The following is a 23,467-nucleotide window of genomic DNA, read 5'->3' as shown; positions in this document are numbered from 1 at the left end:
GTGCGCCGGTGTCAAGCGGGCGCGAAGCCCTGCCTGACCAACGAGGCGGCGGTCGCCGACGTTACGCGACGGTCAGCCGGCGCGCTGCTGCCGGGCGAGCCGCGCCACGCACCAGGCCGGGGCGCTGCCGCGGCGCAGGTGCTGCAGGACCGTCATCGGGCCCAGGCGGCGGGACAGGTCGGAGGGGGTGAGCCCGGCGGACCGGTAGTCGAGCGCGCGCTGGTCCAGCGGGCTGATGCCGGCGTCCCACCACGCCTTCGCCTCCGCGATGTCACCGACCATCTGCCACCACCCCGCGGCGGCGACCAGCAGGTCCAGCGGCACCCCGGGCAGGCGCTCCCGCATGGCGTCGAGGTAGTCCGGGTCGGCCGACTCGACCGGCTTCCAGGTGCGCGTGCCGGTGCGAGCGCGCTGGCCGGGGATCCCTGGTGGTTGCTGGGGCAGTTCGGCGAGCCAGGCGGAGGCGATCCGGTCGGCCTCCATCTCCTCGGGCGTGCGCTCGAGCTCGGCCGCCCACTGCGCAATCACCGCATCCACTCCGGGATCTCCGGTCATCCCTGCCTCCTCGTGCCCCACTGAAAGCCACCGTCGAACGGCGATGATCGAAGCGATTGACCGTTTCGCCGGGAAGAACCGGCTGGTCACGCAATGTGAGCACCGTAGGGCGAATCCGGCCTGCCGCGCCAGAGGTTCGGGGCAAGGAATTCAGCGACCAGCACGTTAATCACACCAATCCACCCGGATGGTCGAACAATGCCCTCTGATGCCAATCTTCGTGACTCTCGGTAGCGCTCGCGAACGCGCGCACAGCCACGGCCGGCACCGCACACGACGGTGCCGGCCGTGGCCGGATGGGGTCAGGAGAAGAGGCTGCGGACGAACGTCACGATCGCTTCCGCGCCGTCGCGCAGCCAGCCCAGTGCGCTGCGCACGACCTCGGCGGACTGCGTCGGACGCGAGATCAGGAAGAAGAGCACGAGCGCGACGACGGCCACGATGACGATCTTCTTGGTGTTCGCCGACATGGCTTACGCCTTCCCCTCGCTCCGCTGCGCCCGCGTCGTGCCGCAGGCTCGTGCGCCCCCGGATCACCGGCAATCCTGCCGTCACCGGGACGTTTTCGACACCCCTTCACACGAACGGCGGAACGTGGTGACCCTGCGTGCCCAGCCCGGGCCGATGACCACTCTAAACGATCCGTCCGCTCCGCGTCAGGAGGCGATCACCCCCGCCGCGCGCAGCGCCGCGAGGGCGTCGGAGTCATACCCGAGTTCGGCCAGGACATCCGCGGTGTCGGCACCTTTCTCGTGCGGCGGTTCCGGGGTGCCGGGCGGGGTGCGGTCGAACCGCGGCGCCGGCGCCGGCTGCACGACCCCGCCGATCTCGACGAACGTGCCGCGTGCCGCGTTGTGCGGGTGCCCGGCCGCCTCCCACGGACTGAGCACCGGGGTCAGGCAGGCGTCCGTGCCCTCGGCCCGGGCCACCAGCTCGTCCCGGGTGTACCTGGCGATCGCCGCCGCCAGGATTTCCCGCAGCCGCGGCCACTGGTTCCCGTCCAGGTGCGCGGGCAGCTCGGCCGGATCCAGCTCGAGCACCCGCACCAGATCACCCCAGAAGCGCATCTCGATCGCGCCGACGGCCACGTACTTGCCGTCCGCGGTCTCGTACGTGTCATAGAACGGTGCGCCGCCGTCGAGGAGGTTGCCGCCCCGCTCGTTCGGCCACAACCCGGCCGCGCGCATCCCGAACAGCTGGGTCATCAGCAGCGCCGCGCCGTCGACCATCGCCGCGTCCACGACCTGCCCGCGCCCGGAAGTGGTGCGCTCATGCAGCGCAGCCAGGACACCCAGCGCCAGCAGCATGCCGCCGCCGGCGAAGTCGCCGACCAGGTTGAGCGGCGGCACCGGCCGCTCCCCCGCGCGCCCGACCGGTTCGAGCGCACCGGCGAGGCTGAGGTAGTTGATGTCGTGCCCGGCCGCGGAGGCGAGCGGCCCGTCCTGGCCCCAGCCGGTCACCCGGCCGTAGACGATGCGCGGATTGCGAGCCTGGACCTGCTCCGGGCCGAGCCCCATGCGCTCGGCCACGCCCGGCCGGAAACCCTCGATGAACACGTCGGACCGCTCGGCGAGCCGCAGCACCACCTCGACGCCCTCGGCGGTCTTGGTGTCCACCCCGATGGTCCGGCGCCCACGCGTCAGCGGGTCGTTCGGCACGCCCAGCACATCAGCGCCCGGCCTGGCCCGGTCGACGCGCACCACCTCGGCACCGAGGTCGGCCAGCAGCGTGCCGGCGAACGGCGCCGGAGCCAGCCCGGCGAGCTCGACGACCGCCAGTCCGGCGAGTGGTCCCGCCATCACAGCGTCCGGGAAATGACTTCGCGCATGATCTCGCTGGTCCCGCCGAAGATGCGGGAGACGCGCAGATCCGTCCACGCCCGGGCGATCGGGTACTCGGTCATGTAGCCGTAGCCGCCGTGCAGCTGGACGCAGTCGTCCACCACCTTGTTCGCGCGCTCGGTGGCCCACAGCTTGACCATGGCCGCGCCCTGCACGTCCAGCTCGCCCTTGAGGTGCCGTTCGATGCACTGGTCGAGGAAGGCGCGGGCGACGACCGCCTCGGTGGCCGCATCCGCGAGCTTGAACTTGCTGTTCTGGAAGTTGTAGACCGGGCGGCCGAACGCAGTGCGGCCCTTGGTGTACTCGATGGTCAGGTCGATCGCGGCCTCCATCCCGGCGACCGCGGTGACGGCGATGATCAGCCGCTCCTGCGGGAGCTGCTCCATCATCTGGATGAAGCCCTGCCCCTCCTCGCCGAGCAGGTTCGCCGCGGGCACGCGGACGTCGTCGAAGAACAGCTCGGCGGTGTCCTGGCCCTTGAGGCCGACCTTGTCCAGCACCCGGCCGCGGCGGAAGCCCGCGCGGTGCGTCTCCACGACGATCAGCGACACACCGGCCGCGCCCGCGTCCGGATCGGTCTTGCAGGCCAGCACGACGAGGTCGGCCATGCCGCCGTTGCTGATGAACGTCTTGGCGCCGTTGATGACGTACTCGTCGCCCTCGCGCACCGCGCGGGTCTTGATGCCCTGGAGGTCGGAGCCGGTGCCCGGCTCGGTCATGCCGATCGCGCCGACCCACTCGCCGCTGGCGAGCTTGGGCAGCCACTCCTTCTTCTTCTCCTCGGTGGCGTAGTTGAGCAGGTAGTGCGCCACAATCCCGTTGTGCACGGACACGCCCCAAGCGCCGTCGCCACTGCGGGCCTGCTCCTCGTAGAGGACCGCCTCGTGGGCGAAGGTGCCGCCACCGCCGCCGTACTCCTCGGGGATGGAGATCGCGAGCAGGCCGACCTCACCGGCCTTGGTCCACAGCTCGCGGTCGACGTGCTTGTCCTCGGCCCACCGCTCCTGGTTCGGCGCGAGCTCCTTCTGGCAGAACGCGCGAGCCAGCTCGCGGAACTCGCCCAGGTCCTGCGCCCAGGAACTCCTCGGTGCGGGCAGCGGCATCGGTGACCTCCAGCCGAAAAACATGACGTTCGGAATGTAAGTTATCACTGGAATGTACATCCGGCGGGTTCGCCGGTAAAGGGAGGCAACGTGACTGCGCGGCGGCACCGCACCCAGGCCGAGCGCCGGGAGCAGACCCGGACGGCCCTGCTCGACGCGACCATCGAGTGCCTGGTCGAACTGGGCTACGCGCGCACGTCGGTGCAGGAGATCTGCGCCAGGGCCGGAGTGTCGAAGGGCGCGGCGCAGCACCACTTCGCCGACAAGGCCGACCTGATGGCCTCCGCCGTGGCCCACCTGACGACACGGCGGATGGCGGCGCTGTCGGCGTCGTTCGCGGATCTGCCGCGGGGTGAGGCGGCCATCCCCACGGCGATCGACCTGTTGTGGGCGGGATACTCCGGAACGCTGGCGACGGCGGCGACGGAGCTGTGGATCGCCGCCCGCACCGACCCCGCACTGCGCGCCGCCATCCGCCCCGTCGACCGGGCGCTGGGGCGGGAGACGCTCACGCAGATCCGCACGCTCGCGCCGGAGCTGCCCCGCGAACGGCTGGAGACGCTGTTCTGGCTGACGGTGAACTTCACCCGCGGGCTGGCGCTGGACGCCGAACTGGGCGGCGCACCCGCGCGGCGCAAGCAGCTGCTCGAGGAGTGGAAGCGGCTGGCGCTGGCCGCCTACCGGGGCGCGTGAGCGGACGCAACCCCTCACCGCCCCGCGGGAGCGCCCCCTCCCGCACCCGACCGGCCAACACACCACCTCAAGCGGCAAACACGCCACCACGAGCGGCATACACGCCGCCCACAACAGCAAACACGGCGCGCCGAGCGGCCAACACGCCAGCGTCCGGCGTGTTGGCCGGTCCGGGCGGCGTGTTCGCCGGTCCGGGCGGCGTGTTCGCTGGTTGGGGCGGTGAGTTGGCTGGTCCGGGCGGTGAGGTCGGTGGTCGGGTGCGGGGGGCCGAGTGGCCGGTCCGGCCCTCGCCCGGGCCGGCCACTCTCCAGGGAGACGGGGGCAGCTACCGGCCATGACGTTTGCGAACGGGAATGGCAGACGGCCATACCGCCGGTATGCTGTACTCGCCGGTAACGTTGCCGACCAGCGTCAGGAGGGCCGATGACCAGCACCACGGCGAGCACGGGCGAGGCTTCGACAGGGCCGGCCACGGTCGGCGGGATCGCCGGCGCACCCACCGCCGCCCGGGCCGCGCAGCTCGCCCGCCGCGCCGAAGGCGGGCAGGACTCCGCCCCGGTCGAGGTGACCGCGCCGTTCACCGGGCTGCCAACAGTGACGTTGCCGCAGGCCACCGATCCCGACGTCCGCGCGGTGTTCGCCCGCGCGCGTGCCGCGCAGCGGGCGTGGTCGGCGCGCCCGGTGACCGAACGGCAGCGGGTGCTCCGGCGGCTGGGCGAACTCATCCTCGGCCGCCAGGAAGAGATCCTGAACCTGGTGCAGGTCGAGGCCGGCAAGGCCCGCATCGACGCGTTCGACGAGGTCAGCGCCACCGCTCTGGTGGCGGGCTACTACGGCAGGCACAGCGCGAAGTTCCTCGGTGCGCGCCGGGCGGCGGGGGTCATCCCGGTGGCGACGAAGGCGGGCGAGATCCGTCACCCGAAGGGCGTCGTCGCGGTGATCTCGCCGTGGAACTACCCCCTCGCGCTGACCGCCATGGACGTGCTGCCCGCGCTCGCCGCCGGCAACGCGGTCGTGCAGAAACCCGACAACCAGACGGCGCTGTCCGCGCTGTGGCTGCACGAGCTGGCCGAGGAGGCCGGGCTGCCCGCGGGGGTGTGGCGCATCGTGCTCGGCCGGGGCTCCCGGATCGGCGACGCGATCGCCGAGGAGTCGGACTACCTGTGCTTCACCGGGTCGACGCCGACGGGCAAGGTGCTGGCGGAGAAGATCGCGAAGCGGCTGACCGGGTACTCGCTGGAGCTGGGCGGCAAGAACCCGATGATCGTCCTGCCGGACGCGAACGTCGCCAAGGCCGCGGCGGGCGCCGTCACCGCGTGCTTCTCGTCAGCGGGGCAGCTGTGCGTGTCGGTCGAGCGGATCTACGTGCACGAGAACGTCCGCGAGGAGTTCACCCGGGCGTTCGTGACGAAGACGCAGGCGCTGCGGCTGGGCGCCGAGCTCGGGTTCGGCGCCGACATGGGGTCGCTGACCAGCACGGCCCAGCTGGCGGCGGTGAGCGCGCACGTCGAGGACGCGCGGGCCAAGGGCGCGGCGATCCTGACCGGCGGCCGGGCCCGCCCGGATCTCGGCCCGCTGTTCTACGAGCCCACGATCGTGACGGACGTGACCGAGGACGTGGCCCTGTTCCGCGAGGAGACGTTCGGCCCGGTCGTGGCGATCTACGGTTACACGGATCTGGACGACGCGATCGAGCGGGCGAACGACACCGAGTACGGGCTCAACGCGAGCGTGTGGTCCGGCAGCGGCGCGGCGGGCTGGGCGGTGGCGTCCCGGTTGCGGGCGGGAACGGTCAACGTGAACGAGGGTTACGCGGCGACTTTCGGCAGCGTCGGGCTGCCCATGGGTGGCATGAAGGCCAGCGGTGTGGGACGGCGCAACGGCCGGGACGGTTTGCTGAAGTACACCGAGGTCCAGTCGATCGCCGTCCAGCGCGGCGTGCGGCTACGGCCGCCGCGGCTCGTGCCGGGCAGCGCCTGGGCCAAGGGGATGACCGCCGGGTTGCGGCTGCTGGGCAAACTCCCGGGCCGGTGAGCGCCCGGACCGGCGGCGCCGGCACGCCGTCCGGCGAATCCGCAGGCTGCGCCCCCGCCGTCCAGCCGCCGGGGTCGAGGGCGTTCTGTCCCGCCCGGACGCCACTGACACCCGAAACGTCCCGCCGGACGCGCACCGGCAGGAGGCCCGGTCAGGTCAGCAGGCCCCGGTCGTAGGCGATCGCCACCGCCTCCGCGCGCCGGCTCGCGCCGAGTTTCGCCATCACCCGGGACAGGTGCACGCTCACCGTCTTCTCGCTGATGTACAGCTCCTCGCCCACCTGCTTGTTCGTCCGGCCGAGTGCCACCCGTTCGAGCACGGCGCGTTCGCGTCCGGTCAGCGGGTCGATCGTGGTGCGGGGGGCGGCTTTCGGCTCCGTCCCGGGGATCTCGATGCGCGCCCGGCGGGCCAGTTCGCGGATCGCGGTGCGCAGCGGGCCTGCTCCCAGGCGGTCGGCGACCTCGTGCGCGGCCAGCAGCTCCTTCGCCGCCGGACCGGCGTCGCCCGGTCCGGCCAGGAGCGCTTCGGCGTGGTGCCAGCGGCAGATCGCCTGCTCGTAGACCGCGCCGTAGTCGAACGCGGCGACCGCCGCGGCCCACAGCGACGGATCGGCCGGGCCCTCCAGGCCGCTCGCCGACGCCTCGGCCCGCGCCAGCCAGGCCCGCGCCTCCGGACCGACCTGCTGGGCCCGCGGCCGGCCGTTTGCCACCGCGTACCGCACGTGCTCGATCGTCTCCCGGCCCACCGCGGCCGCATGCTCGGCCCGCTCCTGATCGCCGTGCGGGCGGGCGCTCCCCGCCCACGCCGCGGCTGCCTCGACCGCGAGCGCGCCCAGGCGGACGGTGGCGAGCAGGTAGTTCTCGTCGGACGCCAGGAGGAAGTCGATGACCTTCCGCGCCCGCTCCACCGCCTGCTCGTAGTCACCCTGCCAGTAGGCGAGTTCGGCCCCGGTCGCCCCGCTCACGATCGCGGTCGCGGGTTCGGCACGCCAGTGCGGCCGCAACTCCTCCAGGAGCTTCTCGGCCGTCGCCACCCGGCCGCGCGCGACCTCGAACGGCAGCCACGACGAGGTCATCCGCGCCGCCAGCACGCTCGACACGCCCCGGGCGGGCGCGTTCGTGCCCGGCATCTCCGGCCAGTCCCCGGTGAGGTAGCGCAGCGTCACGTACCGGGCGCGCATCTCCAGCCCGAAGATGCTCCACGTCAGTCCGGTCTGCTCGGCCCGCGCGATACCGCGCCGGTAGATCTCCATCGCCTCGGCGTACTCGCCCAGGTCCTCGTGGCTGAACGCCTGGTAGCAGATCGCCCGCAGCTCGACGTTCAGCGAATCGGATTCGACGGCTTTGCGCTCGGCCTCGCGCAGCCGCTTGCGTGCCTCCACCGGTTCACCCGCCCAGTCCGCCAGCGCGCCCAGCGTGACCAGGGCGGCGGCCTCCCCGCCGGCCGTGCCGACGGCCTGCGCGTCGGCGGCCGCCGTGTGCGCGTTCCAGCTGGCCGCCTCGAACTCACCCGCACTGCGCAGGATCGAGGCGCGGGTGGCCAGCACCCACGCGCGGGTCTTGCTCGGCTCGCGCTCGGCGACCAGCTCCCACGCACGGTTGATGGCGCCGAGCGCCTCGTCCAGGGTGCCCTCGGCGTTGAGCAGCGCCTCGGCGAGGCGCCGCCACGTCTTGGCCGCCGTCTCCGGCGGCACGTCCGGCCCCAGCGCCTGCACCGAGGAGCGGGCGTAGGCGATGGCCCGCTCCGGCTCACCGGACGTGCCGGCGAAGTAGGACGCCTCCTGCAGCAGGTCCAGCTCGGTGATGTCGGCGGGCCGGTCGGCCTCCGGAACCGCGTCCCAGATCTCCAGCGCCTGTTCGATCTGCCGCAGCGCCGCACCCGGCGCGCCCAGCCGCTCGGCCTCCTCCGCCGCGCGCGCCAGCGCCGGCAGCGCCGCGGTCAGGTCCCTGCTGCGGAGGCTGTGGTACGCGAGCTTCGCGTCGTGGCCACGGCCCTGCGGGGTGCGGCGGATGCGCCCGGCGTACGCCGCGTGCAGGCGCACCCGCTCCCCCGGCAACAGGTCCGCGTACACCGCCTCCTGCAGCAACGCGTGCCGGAACGTGTAGGCGCCGCGCTCGATGACCAGCACGTGGTGCTGCACCGCCTCGCGCAGCGCCTCGTCCAGCTCGAGCTCGTCCAGCCCGCTGACCTCGGCCAGCGCGGCGTGCGCGACCGAGTCACCCGCCGCCGAGACGGTGCGCACCACGCGCCGCGCCTGCGGCGACAGCCGTTCCAGACGCGACAGCAGCACCTCCGCGAGCCCGGCCGGCAGGTCCTCGCAGTCCAGGCCGGCGGCCATCAGCTCCTCGGCGAAGAACGGGTTGCCCTCCGACCGCTCGGCGATGTCCGTCAGCACCTCCGGCGACACCGGCCCGTCGGCCAGGGCCTCGACGAACACCCGCGCCTCCGCGGCGCCGAACGGCCGCAGGTCGATCCGCGACACCACGGGCAGGCGGACCAGCTCGACCAGCAGCGCCCGCAACGGGTGCCGCCGGTGCACGTCCTCCTCCCGGTAGCTGCCGACGACCAGCAACCGATGCCCACGCAGGCGGTTGAGCAGGAACGACAGCAGGTTCCGGCTGGACGAGTCGGCCCAGTGCAGGTCCTCCAGCACCAGCACGACGGGCCGGTGCTCGGCGATCCGGGTCAGCACCCCGAACACGGCGTCGAACAGCTGGAGCTGTCCGAGGTCCTGCTCCTGCCGGACCCGGTACGGCACGTCCCGCTCCCCCGACGTGTCCGGCACCAGGTACTCACCGCCCGGCGCCGGCGGCATCGCCCCCTGGGGCAGCAGCCGCGCCAGCGCCGGCCGGAGCCGCACCGCCTCGGCCACCACCGGATCCTCGTCCGTGCTCAGCGGGGACAGCGCCTCGGCGAAGGGCAGGTACGGCAGACCGCCCTCCCGCACGTCCAGGCACCGCCCGGTGAGCACGAGCGCGCCGCGGGAGGCGGCGTGCTCGGACAGCTCGGTCAGCAGGCGCGTCTTGCCCACCCCGGCGTCACCGGACACGAGCACCGCGCCGCCCTCACCCCGGTCGGCGGCGGCGAAGGCAGCACGCAGCCGTCGCATCTCGTCAGCACGGGCGACCAGCGGGATTCCGGAACCTAGGCGGGGCACGACCATCATTCTGACGCACCCCACCGACAGAACCGGTATCCTTTTCGGCCCGCCGGGCGATTCACCCCGGTGGGCCTTACCGGGCCCGGACGAGCTCGAGCGCGCTCGGGCGGCGCTGCTCGGGTACCTGCACCCGGGTCCGGGCGCGCCGGAACCACGGCCGGCCCGGCCGGCCCGCCTTCTCCAGCTGCTCGCGACGGTAGGCGACCTCGGCCATCACGGCGTCGAACATCAACTCGGTGCGCATCGGGAGTCCCTCTTCCGGTTCGTCGATTCCCCTGGCGAACCTCAGAGTCGTCCTGAGGGCGGCCCCCCGGCATCGGACGATCACCTCGTCCTGGACGCGAAACGACCCCTTACCCCAGCCGTGTCCTCCGTACGGCGGGGTAAGGGGTCGTCCGGTCAGTTCACCCGGGCGCGGTCGAGCGCACCCACCGCGCGGAGCAGGCCGCGCCAGCTCTCGGCGGACACGTGCAGCTCGCCGGCGTCCGGGTTCTTGGAGTCACGCACGCCGACGCCCCCGGCGATCATCGCGACCTCGACGCAGTCGTTCCCGCCGCCGCTGTGGCTGCTCTTGCGCCACACCGGGGCGCTCCGATCCACATGGGACATTTCTTTCCCCGCTCCTCACTTCCCGGGCAACGCCCGGGCGACTCCCCGGCCGCGGTCATCCGGAAAAGCGTTCGACCGCCGCGGCGATCACCTCGGTCGAGTCGTCCGGTTTGAGTGCCGCCGCACGAAGATGATCGAACATGAGGATGTATCGGCGAACATCGGGGGGTAGTTCGAGGAAGAAGCCACCGGAGGTGCTGTCCAGGTACACCACGTCGGGGTCGGCCTGCTCCGGGAAGCCGAGGATGAGGAACGGTCCCTCCATGCCCGGGTGCGCGCCGGCGCCGAACGGGACCACCTGGATGGTGACGTGCGGCAACTGCGCGACGGCCAGCAGCCGGTGGGCCTGGTGCGCCATCACCTCGGGGCCCCCGACCACGCGGTGCAGCACCGCCTCGTCGATGACCGCCCAGTACTCCGGCGGGTTCTCGTCGGTCAGCAGCTGCTGGCGCGCGGTGCGCGCGGCGACGCGGCGCTGGATGTCGGACTCGTCGGCGTCCGGGCGCATGGCGCGGATGACGGTGCGCGCGTACGCCTCGGTCTGCAGCAGCCCGGGCACGAGCAGCGCCTGGAACGCCCGCAGCGAGCTGGCGTCGGCCTCCAGCCCGACGAAGGTGCCGGTGAAGACCTCCTTGTACGCCTGCCACCAGCCCGGTTTGCGGGCCTCGCGGGCGAGCTGGACGAGCGCTTCCCGCTCGTCGCCGACAATGCCGTACAGCTCCAGCATGTCGCGCGCGTCACGGGGCGTCACCCCGACGTGCCCGGTCTCGATGCGGCTGATCTTCGACGCGGAGCATTCGAGTTTCTCCGCGACCTCGTCGATGGTGAAGTCCGCGGTCTCCCGCAACCGGCGCAGTTCGCTCGCCAGCCGTCGTCTGCGGATCGTGGGACCCTGACCCCGGCTCATGTGCGCTCCTCCACTCCGGCCCGCGCGCGTTCCTGCTGGCTCGTGGACAACGCGTTCCATCTAACCAGCCGAATGGGGAAAGTCCGTCCGCCTTCCTCACCCCCGCGGGGTATGTTCCGCGAACAGCGCGCTGCAACTTGCAGAACGCCCCGGTAACCTCGCCTCCGCGTAACCAACTTCCAGGAGGCGGCGTGCTCGACCGCGACACCATCGCCGGTCCACTCCAGACGTCCGTGCACCGCAAGCTGGACGATCTCCGCCGGTCGGCCGGCCTCGCCGACCGCGACGGGGCAGCCGAGCTCGCCGCCCGGGAGATCCCCCGCCTGGTGGAGGCGCTGCGCGCCACCCTCGCCACGCACGCCCCCGACGCACGCGGTCACTGCCCGGTGTGCCGCGGCCGCGTGTCGCGGCTGTTCTTCCGGCGCCGCGGGCGCACACCGTGCCGGGCCTACCTGGCGGCGCAGCTCAGCCTGGGGCCGGCGATCGAGGACGTGGTGCGGCCGCGGACCAAGCACCGGCACCGCACAGCACCCTCGAGGTCGCCGAGGTCGCCGAGGTCGCTGAGCCCGCTGGCCTGACCCGTCAGCCCGGCTGTCCGTCCGGTGGCAGCACGCGCAGCAGCCCCTCCTGCACCACGGTCGCCAGCAACTGCCCGTCGCGGCTGAAGAACCGGCCGGTCGCCAGCCCGCGCCCGCCGGACGCCGAGGGCGACTCGGTGTCGTACAGGAACCATTCGTCCGCGCGGAACGGCCGGTGGAACCACAGCGCGTGGTCCAGGCTCGCGCCGAGCACCCGGTCCAGGTCCCAGTACACGCCGTGCCGGGCCAGCGGCGAGTCGAGCAGAGTCATGTCCGAGGCGTAGGTCAGCACGCACACGTGCAGCAGCGGATCGTCCGGGAGCACCCCGTCCGCCCGCATCCACACCTGGTTGCGGTCCGGCCGCTCCCCGGTCTGCCGCGTCACCCACGGCGGGTCGTTGACGTAGCGGATGTCGATCGGCCGGGGGCGCTCGCGGAAGTCCGGCAGCGCCTGCGGGACCGCGCGGACCCGCTCGGCGTAGGTCGGCAGGGACTCCGGGTCCGGCACGTCCGGCATCGCGGCCGCGTGCTCCAGGCCCGGCTCGGACTTCTGGAACGACGCGGACAACGCGAAGATCGCCTTGCCGTGCTGGACCGCCACCACCCGGCGGGTGGTGAACGACCGGCCGTCCCGGATGCGGTCGACCTCGTAGACGATCGGCACCCGCGGGTCCCCGCCGCGGATGAAGTACGCGTGCAGCGAGTGCACCTTCCGCTCCGGCGGCACCGTGCGCCCGGCGGCGACCAGGGCCTGCCCGGCGACCTGGCCGCCGAAGACGCGCACCGGTGAATGCGGCGGGCTGACCCCGCGGAAGATGTCCTCCTCGATGCGCTCGAGGTCCAGCAGCGCGACGAGGTTGTCGAGCACCGCCTGCCCGCCGGCGCCCTCCTGGGCGTCCAGTCCGGCGGCCGCGTCCCGCGCCAGCTCAGTCATGCCGAAAGCCTACGGGGCGCGGCCGGGACCGACGTGTCAGGCGTGGTCGTCCTCACCCAGCTTGTGCACCCGGATCAGGTTGGTCGAACCGACGGTTCCCGGCGGGGAGCCGGCCACGATGACGACCAGGTCGCCCGGCTGGTAGCGGCCGGTCTCCAGCATCGCGCGGTCCACCTGCTTGATCATCCGGTCGGTCGAGTCCACCGACGGCACCAGCTCGGTGTAGGTGCCCCAGGTCAGTGACAGCTGGCTGCGCACGCTCTCCTCGGGTGTGAACGCCAGCAGCGGCAGCCGCGTGTGCAGCCGGGCCAGCCGGCGGACCGTGTCACCGGACTGGGTGAACGCGACCAGTGCCTTCGCATTGAGCCGCTCGCCGATGTCCTTGGCCGCGTAGGAGATCACGCCCCGCTTGGTGCGCGGCACGTGCGACAGCGGCGGCACGGCCGGGGTGTCGGCCTCGACCGCCTCCACGATCCGGGACATGGTCTGCACCGTCTCGATCGGGTAGCGGCCCACGCTGGTCTCGCCGGACAGCATGACCGCGTCCGCGCCGTCGAGCACCGCGTTGGCCACGTCGGAGGCCTCGGCGCGGGTCGGCCGCGAGTTGTTGATCATCGAGTCGAGCATCTGGGTCGCCACGATGACCGGCTTGGCGTTCTCCCGGGCGATCTGGATGGCCCGCTTCTGCACCAGCGGCACCTGCTCCAGCGGGAGCTCCACGCCCAGGTCGCCGCGGGCGACCATGACGCCGTCGAAGGCGAGCACGATGGCCTCGAGGTTGTAGACCGCCTCGGGCTTCTCCAGCTTCGCGATGACCGGGCGGCGCCCCTTGCCCACGCGGTCCATCACCTGGTGCACCAGGTCGATGTCGGCGGGCGAGCGGACGAAGGACAACGCGATGAAGTCGGCGCCCAGCTCGAGCGCGAACTCCAGGTCCTCGACGTCCTTGTCGGACAGCGCCGGCACCGAGACGTCCATGCCGGGCAGCGACACGCCCTTGTTGTTGCTGACCGGGCCGCCCTCGGTGACCTCGCACACCACGTCCGGCCCCTCGACGCCCCGGACGACCAGGCCCACCTTGCCGTCGTCGACCAGCAGGCGGTCACCCGGCTTGGCGTCCCTGGCCAGGCCCTTGTAGGTGGTGGAGACCCGGTCGTGGGTACCGGCGACGTCCTCCACGGTGATGCGCACGACGTCCCCGGTGCGCCACTCCACGGGGCCACCGGCGAAGGTGCCGAGCCGGATCTTCGGGCCCTGCAGGTCGGCGAGGACGCCGACCGCGCGCCCGGTCTCGGCCGCCGCCTCCCGGATCAGGTCGTACACCTGCTTGTGGTCGCCGTGGCTGCCGTGGCTGAAGTTCAGGCGTGCCACGTCCATTCCGGCGTCGACTAGGGCACGCACCTTCTCCGCGGTCGCGGTGGCGGGTCCCATCGTGCATACGATCTTCGCGCGTCGGCTCACGTTCCCATAGCGTAGTCCCTTACCCGCCGCACGTCTGTACCGATCTCTCGAACGGTTCAGCAAACGTTCACCAGTGAGCGGCATCACGGCTGCTCAGGGGCCGGGCGACGGGCGCCGGACCGGATTTAACTCGTTCGGGGGACGCGGTCAGCGACGCGGCTTCGCGCTCACCCCGACGTGGTCGCGGGCCCACTCGTTGAACGGCCGCAGCTGCCGCCACGCCTTGCGTACCCGCTCCAGGCAGGCGCGTTCGTGCAGGGTGTCGTCCGGTTCCCAGGAGCGGACGGCGTACAGCGAGCGGTGCTTGAGCAGGTCCAGGCGCGGATGGTCGTCGGGGTAGCCGCGGGGTTTCGTCTTCAGCACGTCCCCGGTGATGGTCCAGCCGGCGCGGCGCAGGCCGGCGAGGATGCCGGCGAGCTCGGCTCCGTGGATCTCGGTGCCGACCGCCTGCCGGAAGCGGGCCAGCTGGTCGGACTGGAGGTGGAAGCACCCGCCGCCGACCCGCAACCCGGCCGAGGACACCTCCACGTAGTACGCACCGCCGCCACGGCCCGGCTCGACCACGCCGCCGCAGTGGGTCTTGTACGGGGTCTTGTCCCGGGCGAACCGCACGTCGCGGTAGGGGCGGAACACCTTGCCCTCGCCGAAGCCGGGACCGAACTCGGGCGTCAGCTCGGCGATCAGCGCCTCCATCGGGCCCCGCACGTCCGACCGGTAGACCTCGACGTGGTCGGTCCAGTACGCCTTCGAGTTGTCCGCGGTCAGGCCGTCGTAGAACTCGACGGCGTGCTCTCCGAATCCGGCGAACTTCGTCACCGCGCCACGATAAGCGCGGGCGGGGCGGCGAAGAACCGGGGGCGCGACGGCCGAAGCCGTCGCGCCCCCGGGACGATCCACCGGATCAGCCGAAGAAGACCTCGGCCTCCTGGTACCGCTCCGGCGGCACGGTCTTCAGCTCCGCGGTCGCCTCGGCGAGCTTGACCCGCACGATGTCGGTGCCGCGCAACGCGACCATCGTGCCGAAGTCGCCGTCGGCGACCGCGTCCACGGCGTGCAGGCCGAACCGGGTGGCGAGCACCCGGTCGTAGGCCGTCGGGGTGCCGCCCCGCTGCGTGTGGCCGAGCACCACCGCACGCGACTCCTTGCCGGTGCGGGCCGCGATCTCGTCCGCGAGCCAGGTGCCCACCCCGCCGAGCTGGACGTGCCCGAACGCGTCCGTCGCCCCGGTCTTGAGCACCTCGGCGCCACCCTCCGGCACCGCGCCCTCGGCGACCACGATGATCGGCGCGTACATCTTCTCGAAGCGCCGCTCGACCCACTCGACGACCTGCTCGACGGAGAACGGCCGCTCCGGTACGAGGATCACGTTGGCGCCGCCGGCGAGGCCGGCGTGCAGCGCGATCCAGCCCGCGTGCCGCCCCATGACCTCGACGACCATCGCGCGGTAGTGCGACTCGGCGGTGGTGCGCAGCCGGTCGATGGCCTCGGTGGCGATGTGCACCGCGGTGTCGAAGCCGAACGTGTAGTCGGTGGCGGCGAGGTCGTTGTCGATGGTCTTGGGCACGCCCACCACACCGATGCCGTCGTCGGTCAGCTTCTTCGCCACCCCCAGCGTGTCCTCGCCGCCGATCGCGACGAGCGCGTCCACGCCCTGCTCGGCCAGCACGGATTTGATCCGCTCGACGCCGCCCTCCTCGCGGTACGGGTTCGTGCGCGAGGACCCGAGGATGGTGCCGCCGCGGCTGAGGATCTCCTCGACGTCGGCCAGACCGAGCGGGCGGCTGTCCCCGGTCAGCGGGCCGCGCCAGCCGGAGCGGAAGCCCACGATCTCCCAGCCGTGCGTCTCGATGCCCTTGCGGACGACCGCGCGGATCACCGCGTTGAGCCCCGGGCAGTCGCCGCCACCGGTCAGCACGCCGACACGCATCTGATCAGACCTCCGAAAAGTAGTGCTGGTCACACCTGACCTCCGCCAGCGTAGCGGCCACCACCCTTGATCGGTAAAGGGGTCGGGGCAGCTGCTAAGGTGGCCGGCGTGCAGCGGTATTTCTGGTTTAGCGGGCCGGCCCTGGGTGGGCCAGCCGGCGGCCTCGCTGCGCGCTGACCTTCCACCCTGGAGCCGGATGACCGACCGGCTCGTCAGGGACTCCCGCGGGCCGGGCACCGAAAGGACACCCCCCGCAATGACACCCCGCGCCACGACCTCCCGCGCCACGACACTCAGCGCAGGCCCCGCGGACACCAGCGCGGCCCTCGACAACCAGCGCACGCTCGGCGTCAGCCCGCTGATCTCCCCCGCCCTGCTCCGGCAGGAGCTGCCGGTGGACGCGGCGGTCGCCAAAACGGTCGCGCAGGGCCGGGCCGCCACCACCGGCATCCTCGACGGCGCCGACGACCGGCTGATCGTCGTCGTCGGGCCGTGCTCGGTGCACGACCCGGCGGCCGCGCTCGACTACGCGCACCGGCTCGCCGCGCACACCGCGGAGCTGCGCGACGAACTGCACGTGATCATGCGTGTGTACTTCGAGAAGCCGCGCACCACGCTGGGCTGGAAGGGCCTGATCAACGACCCGGACCTGGACGGCACCTACTCGGTCAACAAGGGCCTGCGCCTCGCGCGCAAGCTGCTGCTCGACATCTCCGCGCTGGGCCTGCCGGTCGGGTGCGAGTTCCTCGACCCGATCACGCCGCAGTTCATCGCCGACACGGTGAGCTGGGGCTCGATCGGCGCCCGGACCGCGGCGAGCCAGGTGCACCGGCAGCTGTGCAGCGCGCTGTCCATGCCGGTCGGCATCAAGAACTCCACCGAGGGCGACGTGCAGGTGGCGGTCGACGCGACGCGGGCCGCCGCGGCGAGCCACGTGTTCGCCGGGATCAACGACGACGGCCTGGCCGCGCTGTTCACCACCGCCGGCAACCCGGACTGCCACGTGATCCTGCGTGGCGGATCGGCCGGACCGAACTACGACGCGGCGACGGTCGCCGACACCCTGGCCCGGCAGGCGAAGGCCGGGCTGCCGGAACGGGTGATCATCGACGCGAGCCACGGCAACAGCGGCAAGGACCACGTGCGGCAGGGCGTGGTGGCCGGGGAGATCGCGGACCGCATCGCCGCCGGGGAACGCGGGATCGCCGGGATCATGCTGGAGAGCTTCCTGGAAGCCGGGCGGCAGGACCTGGTGCTGGGGCGCGCCGGGGACCTGACCTACGGGCAGTCCATCACCGACGCCTGCCTGGACTGGCCGAGCACGGCCGGGCTGCTGGACCGGCTCGCGGCGGCGGTGGCCGCGCGGCGCTGACCGCGGGCTCCCCGGCGAGGTGCGTGCGGACTCAGAGCGGGAAGCCCTTGCGCCGCCGCACCTCGTCGATGATCCGCCACCGCTCCAGGTTGAACCGGGCGTCGGCCAGCGCGTCGTGCGCGTTCGCCGGCGGCAGGGGCAGTTTCGGTTTGCCGACGTCCTCCCACCGCTGCCGCAGATCCCGGGTGAAGCGGGGCAGCTGGCGGGGCAGCTCGGGCATCGTGCCCCACAGCTGGGCCAGCGCGACGTGGTCGTAGGCGGCGTACCAGGCCCACAGCTCGATCCCGCCGTGCGGCCGCCCGAAGAACTCCAGCAGGTCGGCCCGGATCTGCGCCCGGCTGCGCCACGCCTTGTCGCCCGGGGAGGGCAGCTTCGGCAGGACGTTCTCGCGCACCCACGGGCCGGCCTTGGCGGGGTCGAAGTCGGTGGACACCGCGTAGAACTCGCGTCCCCGTTCGTCCACGACACCGATCGAGACCAGATCGATCGTCACGCCGTCCTCGATGAACTCGGTGTCGTAGAAGAACCGCACCGGAGCACCTTAGTCAGACGCTCAACCGGCTTTGGTCTCCGGTACCCGGTCGGCCTCCGGCGCGCCGGTCTGCGCGGGCACCACGGGACGCACCCCGGCGGCCTCGGCGGCCATCAGTTCCTTGGCCTTGGCGGCGTAGATGTCGACGTACTCCTGGCCGGAGAGCTCCATCAGGGCGTACATGATCTCGTCGGTGATGGACCGCTCGACGAACCGGTCCCCGGACAGCCCCGCGTACCGGGAGAAGTCGAGCGGCTTGCCGAACCGGATCTCCAGGCGGCGGGGACGCCACATCTTCGACCCGATCGGGTTGACCTTGTCGGTGCCGATCATCGCGACCGGGACGACCGGGACACCGGCCTCCAGCGCGACGCGGGCGACGCCGGTCTTGCCCTTGTAGAGGCGGCCGTCGGGCGAGCGGGTGCCCTCCGGGTAGATGCCCAGCAGGTTGCCCTCGCGCAGCAGGCGGATCGCGGTGTCGAGCGCGGCCTGCGCGGCCGAGCCGCCGGACCGGTCGATCGGGATCTGGCCGGCGCCGGTGAAGAACCACTTCTTGAGGGTGCCCTTGATCCCCTTCTCGGTGAAGTACTCCTGCTTCGCCGGGAAGGTGACGCGGCGCTTGACCCGCAGCGGCATGAAGAACGAGTCGGCGACGGCGAGGTGGTTGCTGGCCAGGATGGCGCCGCCGGTGTCGGGGACGTTCTCCGCCCCGGTCACCTTGGTGGGCCACAGGAGCTTGAGCAACGGCCCGAGCAGCACGTACTTCAGCAACCGGTACACCACTCGGCACGCCCTCCTACCTGCCCCGACTCCCTGCCGGGTCCAGGGTAGGAAACACCGTCCAACCGCACAACGGCCCCCTCCGCACTGGGCGGGAGGTCACAGCAGGAGGACGGCGGGCACGGGCGGCTCCCCGAGCGGGCCCGGGCGTGCGACGATGGGGCCGCGTTCGAGGGAAGGGGCGGATGCCATGCCTGTGCTCGCCGGTGCGGAACCGTTCGCGCACACCGGTTCGGCCGAGGTCGGCGTGCTGCTGTGCCACGGCTTCACCGGCACCCCGCAGAGCCTGCGCGGCTGGGCCGAGCACCTGGCCGCACACGACTTCACGGTGCGGCTGCCCCGCCTGCCCGGGCACGGCACGACCTGGCAGGAGATGAACAAGACCGGCTGGCCCGAGTGGTACGGGACGGTCGAGCGCGAGTTCCTGGAGCTGCGCGAGCGGTGCGCGTCGGTGTTCGTGTTCGGCCAGTCGATGGGGGGCACCCTCGCGCTGCGGATCGCCCAGCAGCACGGGGACGCGGTCGCCGGCCTGGTGCTGGTCAACCCGTCGGTCACCCGGCTGAGCTGGGACACCAAGCTGCTGCCGGTGCTGTCGCGGGTGGTGCCCTGGTCGCGCGGCGTCGCGAACGACATCGCCAAGCCGGGCGTCACCGAGCTGGCCTACGACCGGGTGCCGGTGCGGGCGGCGGCGAGCCTGGCGCGGCTGTGGAAGCTCGTGCGGGCCGATCTGCCGAAGGTGACGCAACCGCTTCTGCTGCTGCACTCGCTCGTCGACCACGTGGTGGAGCCCGAGAACGCGCGGATCGTGCTCGACGGCGTCCGCAGCCGCGACGTGACGGAAGTGGTGCTGGAGAAGAGTTTTCACGTGGCGACTCTGGATCACGACGCGCCACTGGTCTTCCGGCGTAGTGTCGATTTCGTGGAAGCGGTCCGCGATCCGGGACAGGTGGGGGCCCGATGAACTCACGCGTACCCGACCCGGACGACGTCGACGCCACGTTCGCCGCGATCGTCGCGGACCTGCGGGCCGAAGGGGTCGGCCTGGTCGACGACATCGAGACCGAGCGCGCCCCCGCGCGTTCGGAGCCGGACAAGCCGGACAAGCCCGCGGAGCCGGAGAAGCCGGCCGCCGAGGCCAACTGGCGCACCGGCGGCACCGCGTGGGAGGACACCGTGCTGGGCGACGACCCGGCCGGCTCCATCGACGAGGAGCACTACGTGCCGCCGGAGCCGCCGCCGCTGCCACGGCCGGGCAAGGGCGCGTTCGTCGTGCTGCTGTTCTTCCTGGCCGGGCTGTTGCTGCTGATCGCGCCCGGCGTGGTGGGTGTGAGCACCACCGTCGCGACACCACTGGGCATCCTGGCGCTGGCGGTCGCGATCGCACTGCTGCTGCTGCGGGTCAAGCAGGGTCCGACGGACGGCGACGGGGCGCAGGTGTGAGCGGTCCCCGGGTGATCGTGGCTCCGGACAAGTTCAAGGGCACCCTGCCGGCCGACCAGGTGGCGGCCGCGATCGCGGCCGGGCTCCGGCGCGGCCGCGGCGACGCCGACGTGGTGGAGTGCCCGATCGCCGACGGCGGCGACGGCACGGTGGCCGCCGCCGTGGCCGCCGGGTTCGAGTTCGTGCCGGCGCGGGCGAGCGGACCGGTCGGCGAGCCGGTCGGGACCGGCTACGCGCGCCGGGGCGGGACCGCGGTGATCGAGCTGGCGGCGGTGTCCGGGCTGGCGCTGCTGGACGAGCCGGCCCCGCTGACCGCGACCACGCTCGGCGTCGGCGAGCTGATGCGCGCCGCCCTGGACGCCGGCGCGACCCGGCTGGTCCTGGGGCTGGGTGGCAGTTCGAGCACCGACGGCGGTACCGGGCTGCTGCGGGCGCTGGGCGCGCGCCTGCTGGACGAGAACGGCGACGAGCTGCCCCTGGGCGGGGCCGCGCTGCGGCGGCTGGCGCGCGTCGACCTGGACGGTCTGGACGCGCGGGTGCGGGACGTGGAGCTGCTGGTCGCGAGCGACGTGGACAACCCGCTGCTGGGCGAGCACGGCGCGGCGGCGGTGTACGGGCCGCAGAAGGGTGCTGCCCCGGAGGACGTCGAGCTGCTGGAGTCCGCGCTGCACCGCCTGGCGGAGGTCGTGCGGGCTCACGGCGCCGACGTGGCGAACGTGCCGGGTGCCGGGGCGGCCGGCGGCACCGGGTTCGCGCTGGCGCTGCTCGGCGCGTCCTTCCGCCCGGGCATCGACGTGGTGCTGGAACTGACCGGACTGGCGGAGAAGCTGCCGGGCGCGGACCTGGTGATCACCGGCGAGGGTTCGCTGGACGAGCAGACCCTGCGCGGCAAGGGCCCGGCCGGCATCGCCGCGGCCGCGGCCGAGCGCGGCATCCCGGTGGTGGCGCTGGCCGGGCGCACCACGCTGGCACCGGACGCGCTGACTGCAGCGGGTTTCACCGCGGCGTACGCGCTGACCGACATCGAGCCGGACCTGCGGCGCTGCCTCAGCGAACCCGCTCCCCTGCTGACGCAGCTCGGCGAGCGGGTCGCCCGGGAGTTCCTCTAACCACCGAACATCGTCTTCCACTCGTCGAGGTTGCGCGGCCGGTAGACGAAGTTGTTCTCCTTGACCGTCGACAGCGGCGCCGACGGGGCGGGCGAGTACTGGTGCCCGGGGTAGACCACCGGGTCGCCCGGCAGGCCGGCCAGCCAGCGCAGGCTGTGGTACATCGCCTCGGCGTCGCCGCCGGGGAAGTCCGTCCGGCCGCACCCCTCGAGGAACAACGTGTCCCCCGCGACGAGCCGGTCGCCGACCAGGAAGCACTGGCTGCCCGGGGTGTGGCCGGGGGTGTGCAGCAGCCGGATGCCGATGGCGCCCACCTCGACCACGTCGTCGTGGTCGTGCCCGGTCAGGTCGGTGGCGGACACGCCGGTGACCCGCTGGACCCAGTCCGTCTCGTTGCGGTTGACGTGCACCGGCACGCTCTCGCGCGCCAGCAGCTCCGGCAGGCCGGCCAGGGTGAAGCCCATCATGGTGCCGCCGACGTGGTCGGGGTGGTGGTGGGTGGCCAGCACCCCGGCCAGCCGCATGTCGTCGGCGGCGAGCACGTCCAGCAGGTCGCCCACGGCGTAGGCCGGGTCGACGATCACGGCCTCCCGCGTCTCCCGGTCGCCGATCAGGTAGGCGAAGTTGGCCATCTGCCTGGCCACCGGATTGCCCACCGCGAAGTCGCGGCCGGACAGCAGCTGGCGGAAGTACAGGCGCTCGTCGGACATGCCCGAAGACTAGCCGGGCCCGGGGGTGGCGAGGGTGCGCAGCATCCCGATCAGGGCACCGCGGTCGGGCACGGACCGGAAGAACGCCGCGTCCACCCCCTCCACCCGCTCGATCGCTTCGCGGGCCAGCTCGGCGCCGCGTGCGGTGGTGCGCAGCCGCTTGGCCCGTGTGTCGGCGCGGTCCACCTCGCGCCGGATCAGGTCCTTGTCCTCGAGTTTGCGCAGGACCTGCGAGGCCATCTTCACGTCGGTACCCGCCCGGCCGGCCAGGGTGAGCTGGTTGGGCGCCTCGCCGTGGGTGTTCATCCACCACGTGGTGGCGAGCAGGACGAACTGCACGTGCGTGAGACCGAGCGGCGCCAGCGCGGCGGTGATCTCCCGCTGCCACCGCAGCGTGACGTGCCAGAGCAGGAAACCGGGACTCGCGCCGGGGTCGAGCGGCACCGCTCAGCCCTCCGCGCGCCGGACGAGCGCGGCGAGCACCGCGGGGAAGTCGCCGGTGATCGCCGGCCCCAGCTCAGGGCCGGCCGCGTCGGCGGCCGGCCCGGTGATCTCGGTGCGGTAGCGCACCCGGGTGCGGCCGCCGGCCAGCGGCTGCACCCGGTGCTCGTCGACGAACAGCTCGCCGGGCACCACGTCCACCAGCCGCAACCGCACGTCGTCCCCGTCCAGTGCGGTCATGGTGAACGCCGTGCCGGGCTGGAACGGTCCGTCGATCGCGATGCTCGCGAGGCCCGGGTTCCACTCCGGCCACGCCCGCACGTCCGACCAGCACTGCCACACCGCGTCCCGGCTCGCCGTCGTCTCGGCCGTCTGCTCGTACTGCCACACGTCGCCCTCCGCGATTTAGTCTCCGCAGAGACTGTCTGCGCGGAGGTTACCTGGGCAAGCGGTCAGGCGAACATCGTGCGGGGCCGCTCCTGCCGGACACCGTCGAGGTAGACGTCGACCTTCTCGTCGTAGAACGCGACGAGCCCCTGCACCTTCTGGCTCTCCGGCAGCGGCGCGCGGTAGTACCAGACCACGTCCTCGTGCAGCGTGTCCCCCACGCGCACCGAGTAGTACCCGGCCTCGCCCTTGTAGGGGCAGCGGGTGATGGTGTCGCTGGGCTCGAGCAGATCCAGCCGCACGTCGGTCTTGGGCAGGTAGTAACGGGTCGGCAGACCGGTCTCGAACAGCAACCGGGGGCTGCGCGATTCGGCGACGGTCACCCCGTCGATCTCGATCCGCACGTGCCGGGAACTGGCGAGGATGTCGACCCGGGTGTGCGGGTCGCGCGGGTGGACGAAGATCTCCTCGTCCTCCTCGAACCACGAGTCCATCACGGCGAAGTCGAGCCGCACGTGCCCCGCCAGCCCGTCCAGCGGCGAGTCGGTGTAGTCCAGCGCGGCGGCGGGGGCCTCGCGATCACCCACCCGCACGGTGAACACGTCGGCGTCGCCCCGGCTCGGCGAATGCGCCGTCTCGCCGGTGGCGACCAGGTAGTCGTCCCGCACGTCCTCGCGCGGGACGTAGTAGGCCGGGTAGTAGGGCACCTCCCACACCAGGAGCGGGCGGAGCGTGTCGGCGACGACCTGCCCGCCGAAGACCGCCCGTACGCGCTTGGTGCCCGGCTCGGTCCGGACCCGGCCACGACCCTCTGTTGTCATGCCGGTCACAACGGCCGCGGGTTCGGTCTTATTTCCGGTCCTCCCGGCGCCGGGCCGGCTCGCCCCGGCCACG

At 72.6% G+C, this 23,467-nt stretch carries 25 protein-coding genes; 7 read left to right on the top strand and 18 right to left on the bottom strand.

Going from position 1 to position 23,467, the window contains the following annotated elements:
* Positions 1-72: 72 nt before the first annotated feature.
* The 4 genes from FHX46_RS10165 to FHX46_RS10150 all read right to left on the bottom strand — a co-directional run bounded on the left by FHX46_RS10165 (position 73) and on the right by FHX46_RS10150 (position 3,499).
* On the bottom strand, positions 73-555 hold the full coding sequence (locus tag FHX46_RS10165; protein ID WP_167112749.1) for a helix-turn-helix transcriptional regulator: 483 nt from the start codon (positions 553-555) through the stop codon (positions 73-75).
* Between the two features lie 302 nt (positions 556-857).
* Positions 858-1,025: a hypothetical protein gene (locus FHX46_RS10160; protein ID WP_167106735.1), complete on the bottom strand. Its 168-nt coding sequence runs from the start codon at positions 1,023-1,025 to the stop codon at positions 858-860.
* Between the two features lie 186 nt (positions 1,026-1,211).
* Positions 1,212-2,354: a CaiB/BaiF CoA transferase family protein gene (locus FHX46_RS10155; RefSeq protein ID WP_208400087.1), complete on the bottom strand. Its 1,143-nt coding sequence runs from the start codon at positions 2,352-2,354 to the stop codon at positions 1,212-1,214.
* Positions 2,354-3,499, bottom strand: coding sequence for an acyl-CoA dehydrogenase family protein (locus FHX46_RS10150; RefSeq protein WP_167112745.1), 1,146 nt, complete (start codon positions 3,497-3,499; stop codon positions 2,354-2,356). Before FHX46_RS10150 ends, FHX46_RS10155 begins: the two co-directional genes overlap by 1 nt.
* 90 nt (positions 3,500-3,589) lie before the next feature.
* On the opposite strand from FHX46_RS10150, the gene FHX46_RS10145 reads away from it, so the two are divergent.
* Together FHX46_RS10145 and FHX46_RS10140 are read left to right on the top strand one after the other, a co-directional pair.
* The gene (locus FHX46_RS10145; protein WP_167112744.1) at positions 3,590-4,192 is read left to right on the top strand and encodes a TetR/AcrR family transcriptional regulator; all 603 of its coding nucleotides are present in this window, start codon (positions 3,590-3,592) and stop codon (positions 4,190-4,192) included.
* A 423-nt stretch (positions 4,193-4,615) separates the two neighbouring features.
* Positions 4,616-6,226, top strand: coding sequence for a succinic semialdehyde dehydrogenase (locus tag FHX46_RS10140; protein ID WP_167112742.1), 1,611 nt, complete (start codon positions 4,616-4,618; stop codon positions 6,224-6,226).
* A gap of 151 nt (positions 6,227-6,377) precedes the next feature.
* Here FHX46_RS10140 and FHX46_RS10135 read toward each other — a convergent pair whose 3' ends face one another.
* From FHX46_RS10135 to FHX46_RS10120, 4 genes are all read right to left on the bottom strand, one after another.
* A complete protein-coding gene (locus FHX46_RS10135) occupies positions 6,378-9,392 on the bottom strand; it encodes a helix-turn-helix transcriptional regulator (protein WP_167112740.1) in 3,015 nt (1,004 codons plus the stop codon).
* Between the two features lie 67 nt (positions 9,393-9,459).
* Positions 9,460-9,630 carry a hypothetical protein gene (locus tag FHX46_RS10130; RefSeq protein WP_167112738.1) on the bottom strand — a complete coding sequence of 57 codons (171 nt, stop codon included), beginning with the start codon at positions 9,628-9,630 and terminating at the stop codon, positions 9,460-9,462.
* A gap of 155 nt (positions 9,631-9,785) precedes the next feature.
* A complete protein-coding gene (locus tag FHX46_RS10125; RefSeq protein WP_167112736.1) occupies positions 9,786-9,995 on the bottom strand; it encodes a DUF397 domain-containing protein in 210 nt (69 codons plus the stop codon).
* Positions 9,996-10,050: 55 nt separating this feature from the next.
* On the bottom strand, positions 10,051-10,902 hold the full coding sequence (locus FHX46_RS10120) for a helix-turn-helix domain-containing protein (protein ID WP_167112734.1): 852 nt from the start codon (positions 10,900-10,902) through the stop codon (positions 10,051-10,053).
* A gap of 191 nt (positions 10,903-11,093) precedes the next feature.
* Here FHX46_RS10120 and FHX46_RS10115 point away from each other — a divergent pair, with 191 nt between their 5' ends.
* Entirely contained in the window at positions 11,094-11,480 is a 387-nt protein-coding gene (locus FHX46_RS10115) for a hypothetical protein (protein WP_313886079.1), read from the top strand.
* Between the two features lie 4 nt (positions 11,481-11,484).
* On the opposite strand, the gene tesB is transcribed toward FHX46_RS10115, so the two are convergent.
* The 4 genes from tesB to FHX46_RS10095 form a co-directional block, all read right to left on the bottom strand.
* Positions 11,485-12,414 (bottom strand): acyl-CoA thioesterase II, encoded by a 930-nt coding sequence (tesB, locus tag FHX46_RS10110; RefSeq protein ID WP_167112732.1) that lies wholly within the window; start codon positions 12,412-12,414, stop codon positions 11,485-11,487.
* Between the two features lie 36 nt (positions 12,415-12,450).
* Complete coding sequence (gene pyk, locus FHX46_RS10105; protein WP_167112730.1) at positions 12,451-13,875, bottom strand: pyruvate kinase; 1,425 nt, start codon at positions 13,873-13,875, stop codon at positions 12,451-12,453.
* Positions 13,876-14,022: 147 nt separating this feature from the next.
* Positions 14,023-14,691, bottom strand: coding sequence for a DUF2461 domain-containing protein (locus FHX46_RS10100; protein WP_167112728.1), 669 nt, complete (start codon positions 14,689-14,691; stop codon positions 14,023-14,025).
* Between the two features lie 85 nt (positions 14,692-14,776).
* Positions 14,777-15,802, bottom strand: a complete 1,026-nt coding sequence (locus FHX46_RS10095) for a 6-phosphofructokinase (protein WP_167112726.1) — start codon at positions 15,800-15,802, stop codon at positions 14,777-14,779.
* A 256-nt stretch (positions 15,803-16,058) separates the two neighbouring features.
* On the opposite strand from FHX46_RS10095, the gene FHX46_RS10090 reads away from it, so the two are divergent.
* The gene (locus FHX46_RS10090) at positions 16,059-17,174 is read left to right on the top strand and encodes a 3-deoxy-7-phosphoheptulonate synthase (protein WP_167112724.1); all 1,116 of its coding nucleotides are present in this window, start codon (positions 16,059-16,061) and stop codon (positions 17,172-17,174) included.
* Positions 17,175-17,205: 31 nt separating this feature from the next.
* Here FHX46_RS10090 and FHX46_RS10085 read toward each other — a convergent pair whose 3' ends face one another.
* Positions 17,206-17,706, bottom strand: coding sequence for a polyadenylate-specific 3'-exoribonuclease AS (locus FHX46_RS10085; protein ID WP_167112723.1), 501 nt, complete (start codon positions 17,704-17,706; stop codon positions 17,206-17,208).
* A 21-nt stretch (positions 17,707-17,727) separates the two neighbouring features.
* A complete protein-coding gene (locus FHX46_RS10080) occupies positions 17,728-18,489 on the bottom strand; it encodes a lysophospholipid acyltransferase family protein (protein WP_167112721.1) in 762 nt (253 codons plus the stop codon).
* Positions 18,490-18,676: 187 nt separating this feature from the next.
* Here FHX46_RS10080 and FHX46_RS10075 point away from each other — a divergent pair, with 187 nt between their 5' ends.
* Genes FHX46_RS10075 through FHX46_RS10065 form a run of 3 tightly spaced genes read left to right on the top strand, consistent with a single transcriptional unit; the run spans position 18,677 to position 21,035 of the window.
* Entirely contained in the window at positions 18,677-19,447 is a 771-nt protein-coding gene (locus FHX46_RS10075) for an alpha/beta hydrolase (protein ID WP_167112719.1), read from the top strand.
* Positions 19,444-19,926: a hypothetical protein gene (locus FHX46_RS10070; RefSeq protein WP_167112717.1), complete on the top strand. Its 483-nt coding sequence runs from the start codon at positions 19,444-19,446 to the stop codon at positions 19,924-19,926. Before FHX46_RS10075 ends, FHX46_RS10070 begins: the two co-directional genes overlap by 4 nt.
* Positions 19,923-21,035, top strand: a complete 1,113-nt coding sequence (locus tag FHX46_RS10065) for a glycerate kinase (protein ID WP_313886078.1) — start codon at positions 19,923-19,925, stop codon at positions 21,033-21,035. The genes FHX46_RS10070 and FHX46_RS10065 overlap by 4 nt, the downstream gene beginning before the upstream one ends.
* Here FHX46_RS10065 and FHX46_RS10060 read toward each other — a convergent pair.
* The 4 genes from FHX46_RS10060 to FHX46_RS10045 form a co-directional block, all read right to left on the bottom strand.
* Positions 21,032-21,745, bottom strand: coding sequence for an MBL fold metallo-hydrolase (locus tag FHX46_RS10060; protein ID WP_167112715.1), 714 nt, complete (start codon positions 21,743-21,745; stop codon positions 21,032-21,034). The genes FHX46_RS10065 and FHX46_RS10060 overlap by 4 nt on opposite strands.
* A 9-nt stretch (positions 21,746-21,754) precedes the next feature.
* Positions 21,755-22,189 (bottom strand): MarR family winged helix-turn-helix transcriptional regulator, encoded by a 435-nt coding sequence (locus tag FHX46_RS10055; RefSeq protein ID WP_167112713.1) that lies wholly within the window; start codon positions 22,187-22,189, stop codon positions 21,755-21,757.
* Between the two features lie 3 nt (positions 22,190-22,192).
* Positions 22,193-22,576, bottom strand: a complete 384-nt coding sequence (locus tag FHX46_RS10050) for an SRPBCC family protein (protein ID WP_167112711.1) — start codon at positions 22,574-22,576, stop codon at positions 22,193-22,195.
* A gap of 62 nt (positions 22,577-22,638) precedes the next feature.
* Positions 22,639-23,394, bottom strand: coding sequence for a DUF427 domain-containing protein (locus FHX46_RS10045; protein WP_167112709.1), 756 nt, complete (start codon positions 23,392-23,394; stop codon positions 22,639-22,641).
* Positions 23,395-23,467: the final 73 nt, after the last annotated feature.

Source organism: Amycolatopsis viridis (assembly GCF_011758765.1).
Classification (GTDB): domain Bacteria; phylum Actinomycetota; class Actinomycetes; order Mycobacteriales; family Pseudonocardiaceae; genus Amycolatopsis_E; species Amycolatopsis_E viridis.
Note: the sequence above shows the minus strand (reverse complement) of the source record. Positions and strands in the feature narration are given on the sequence as shown.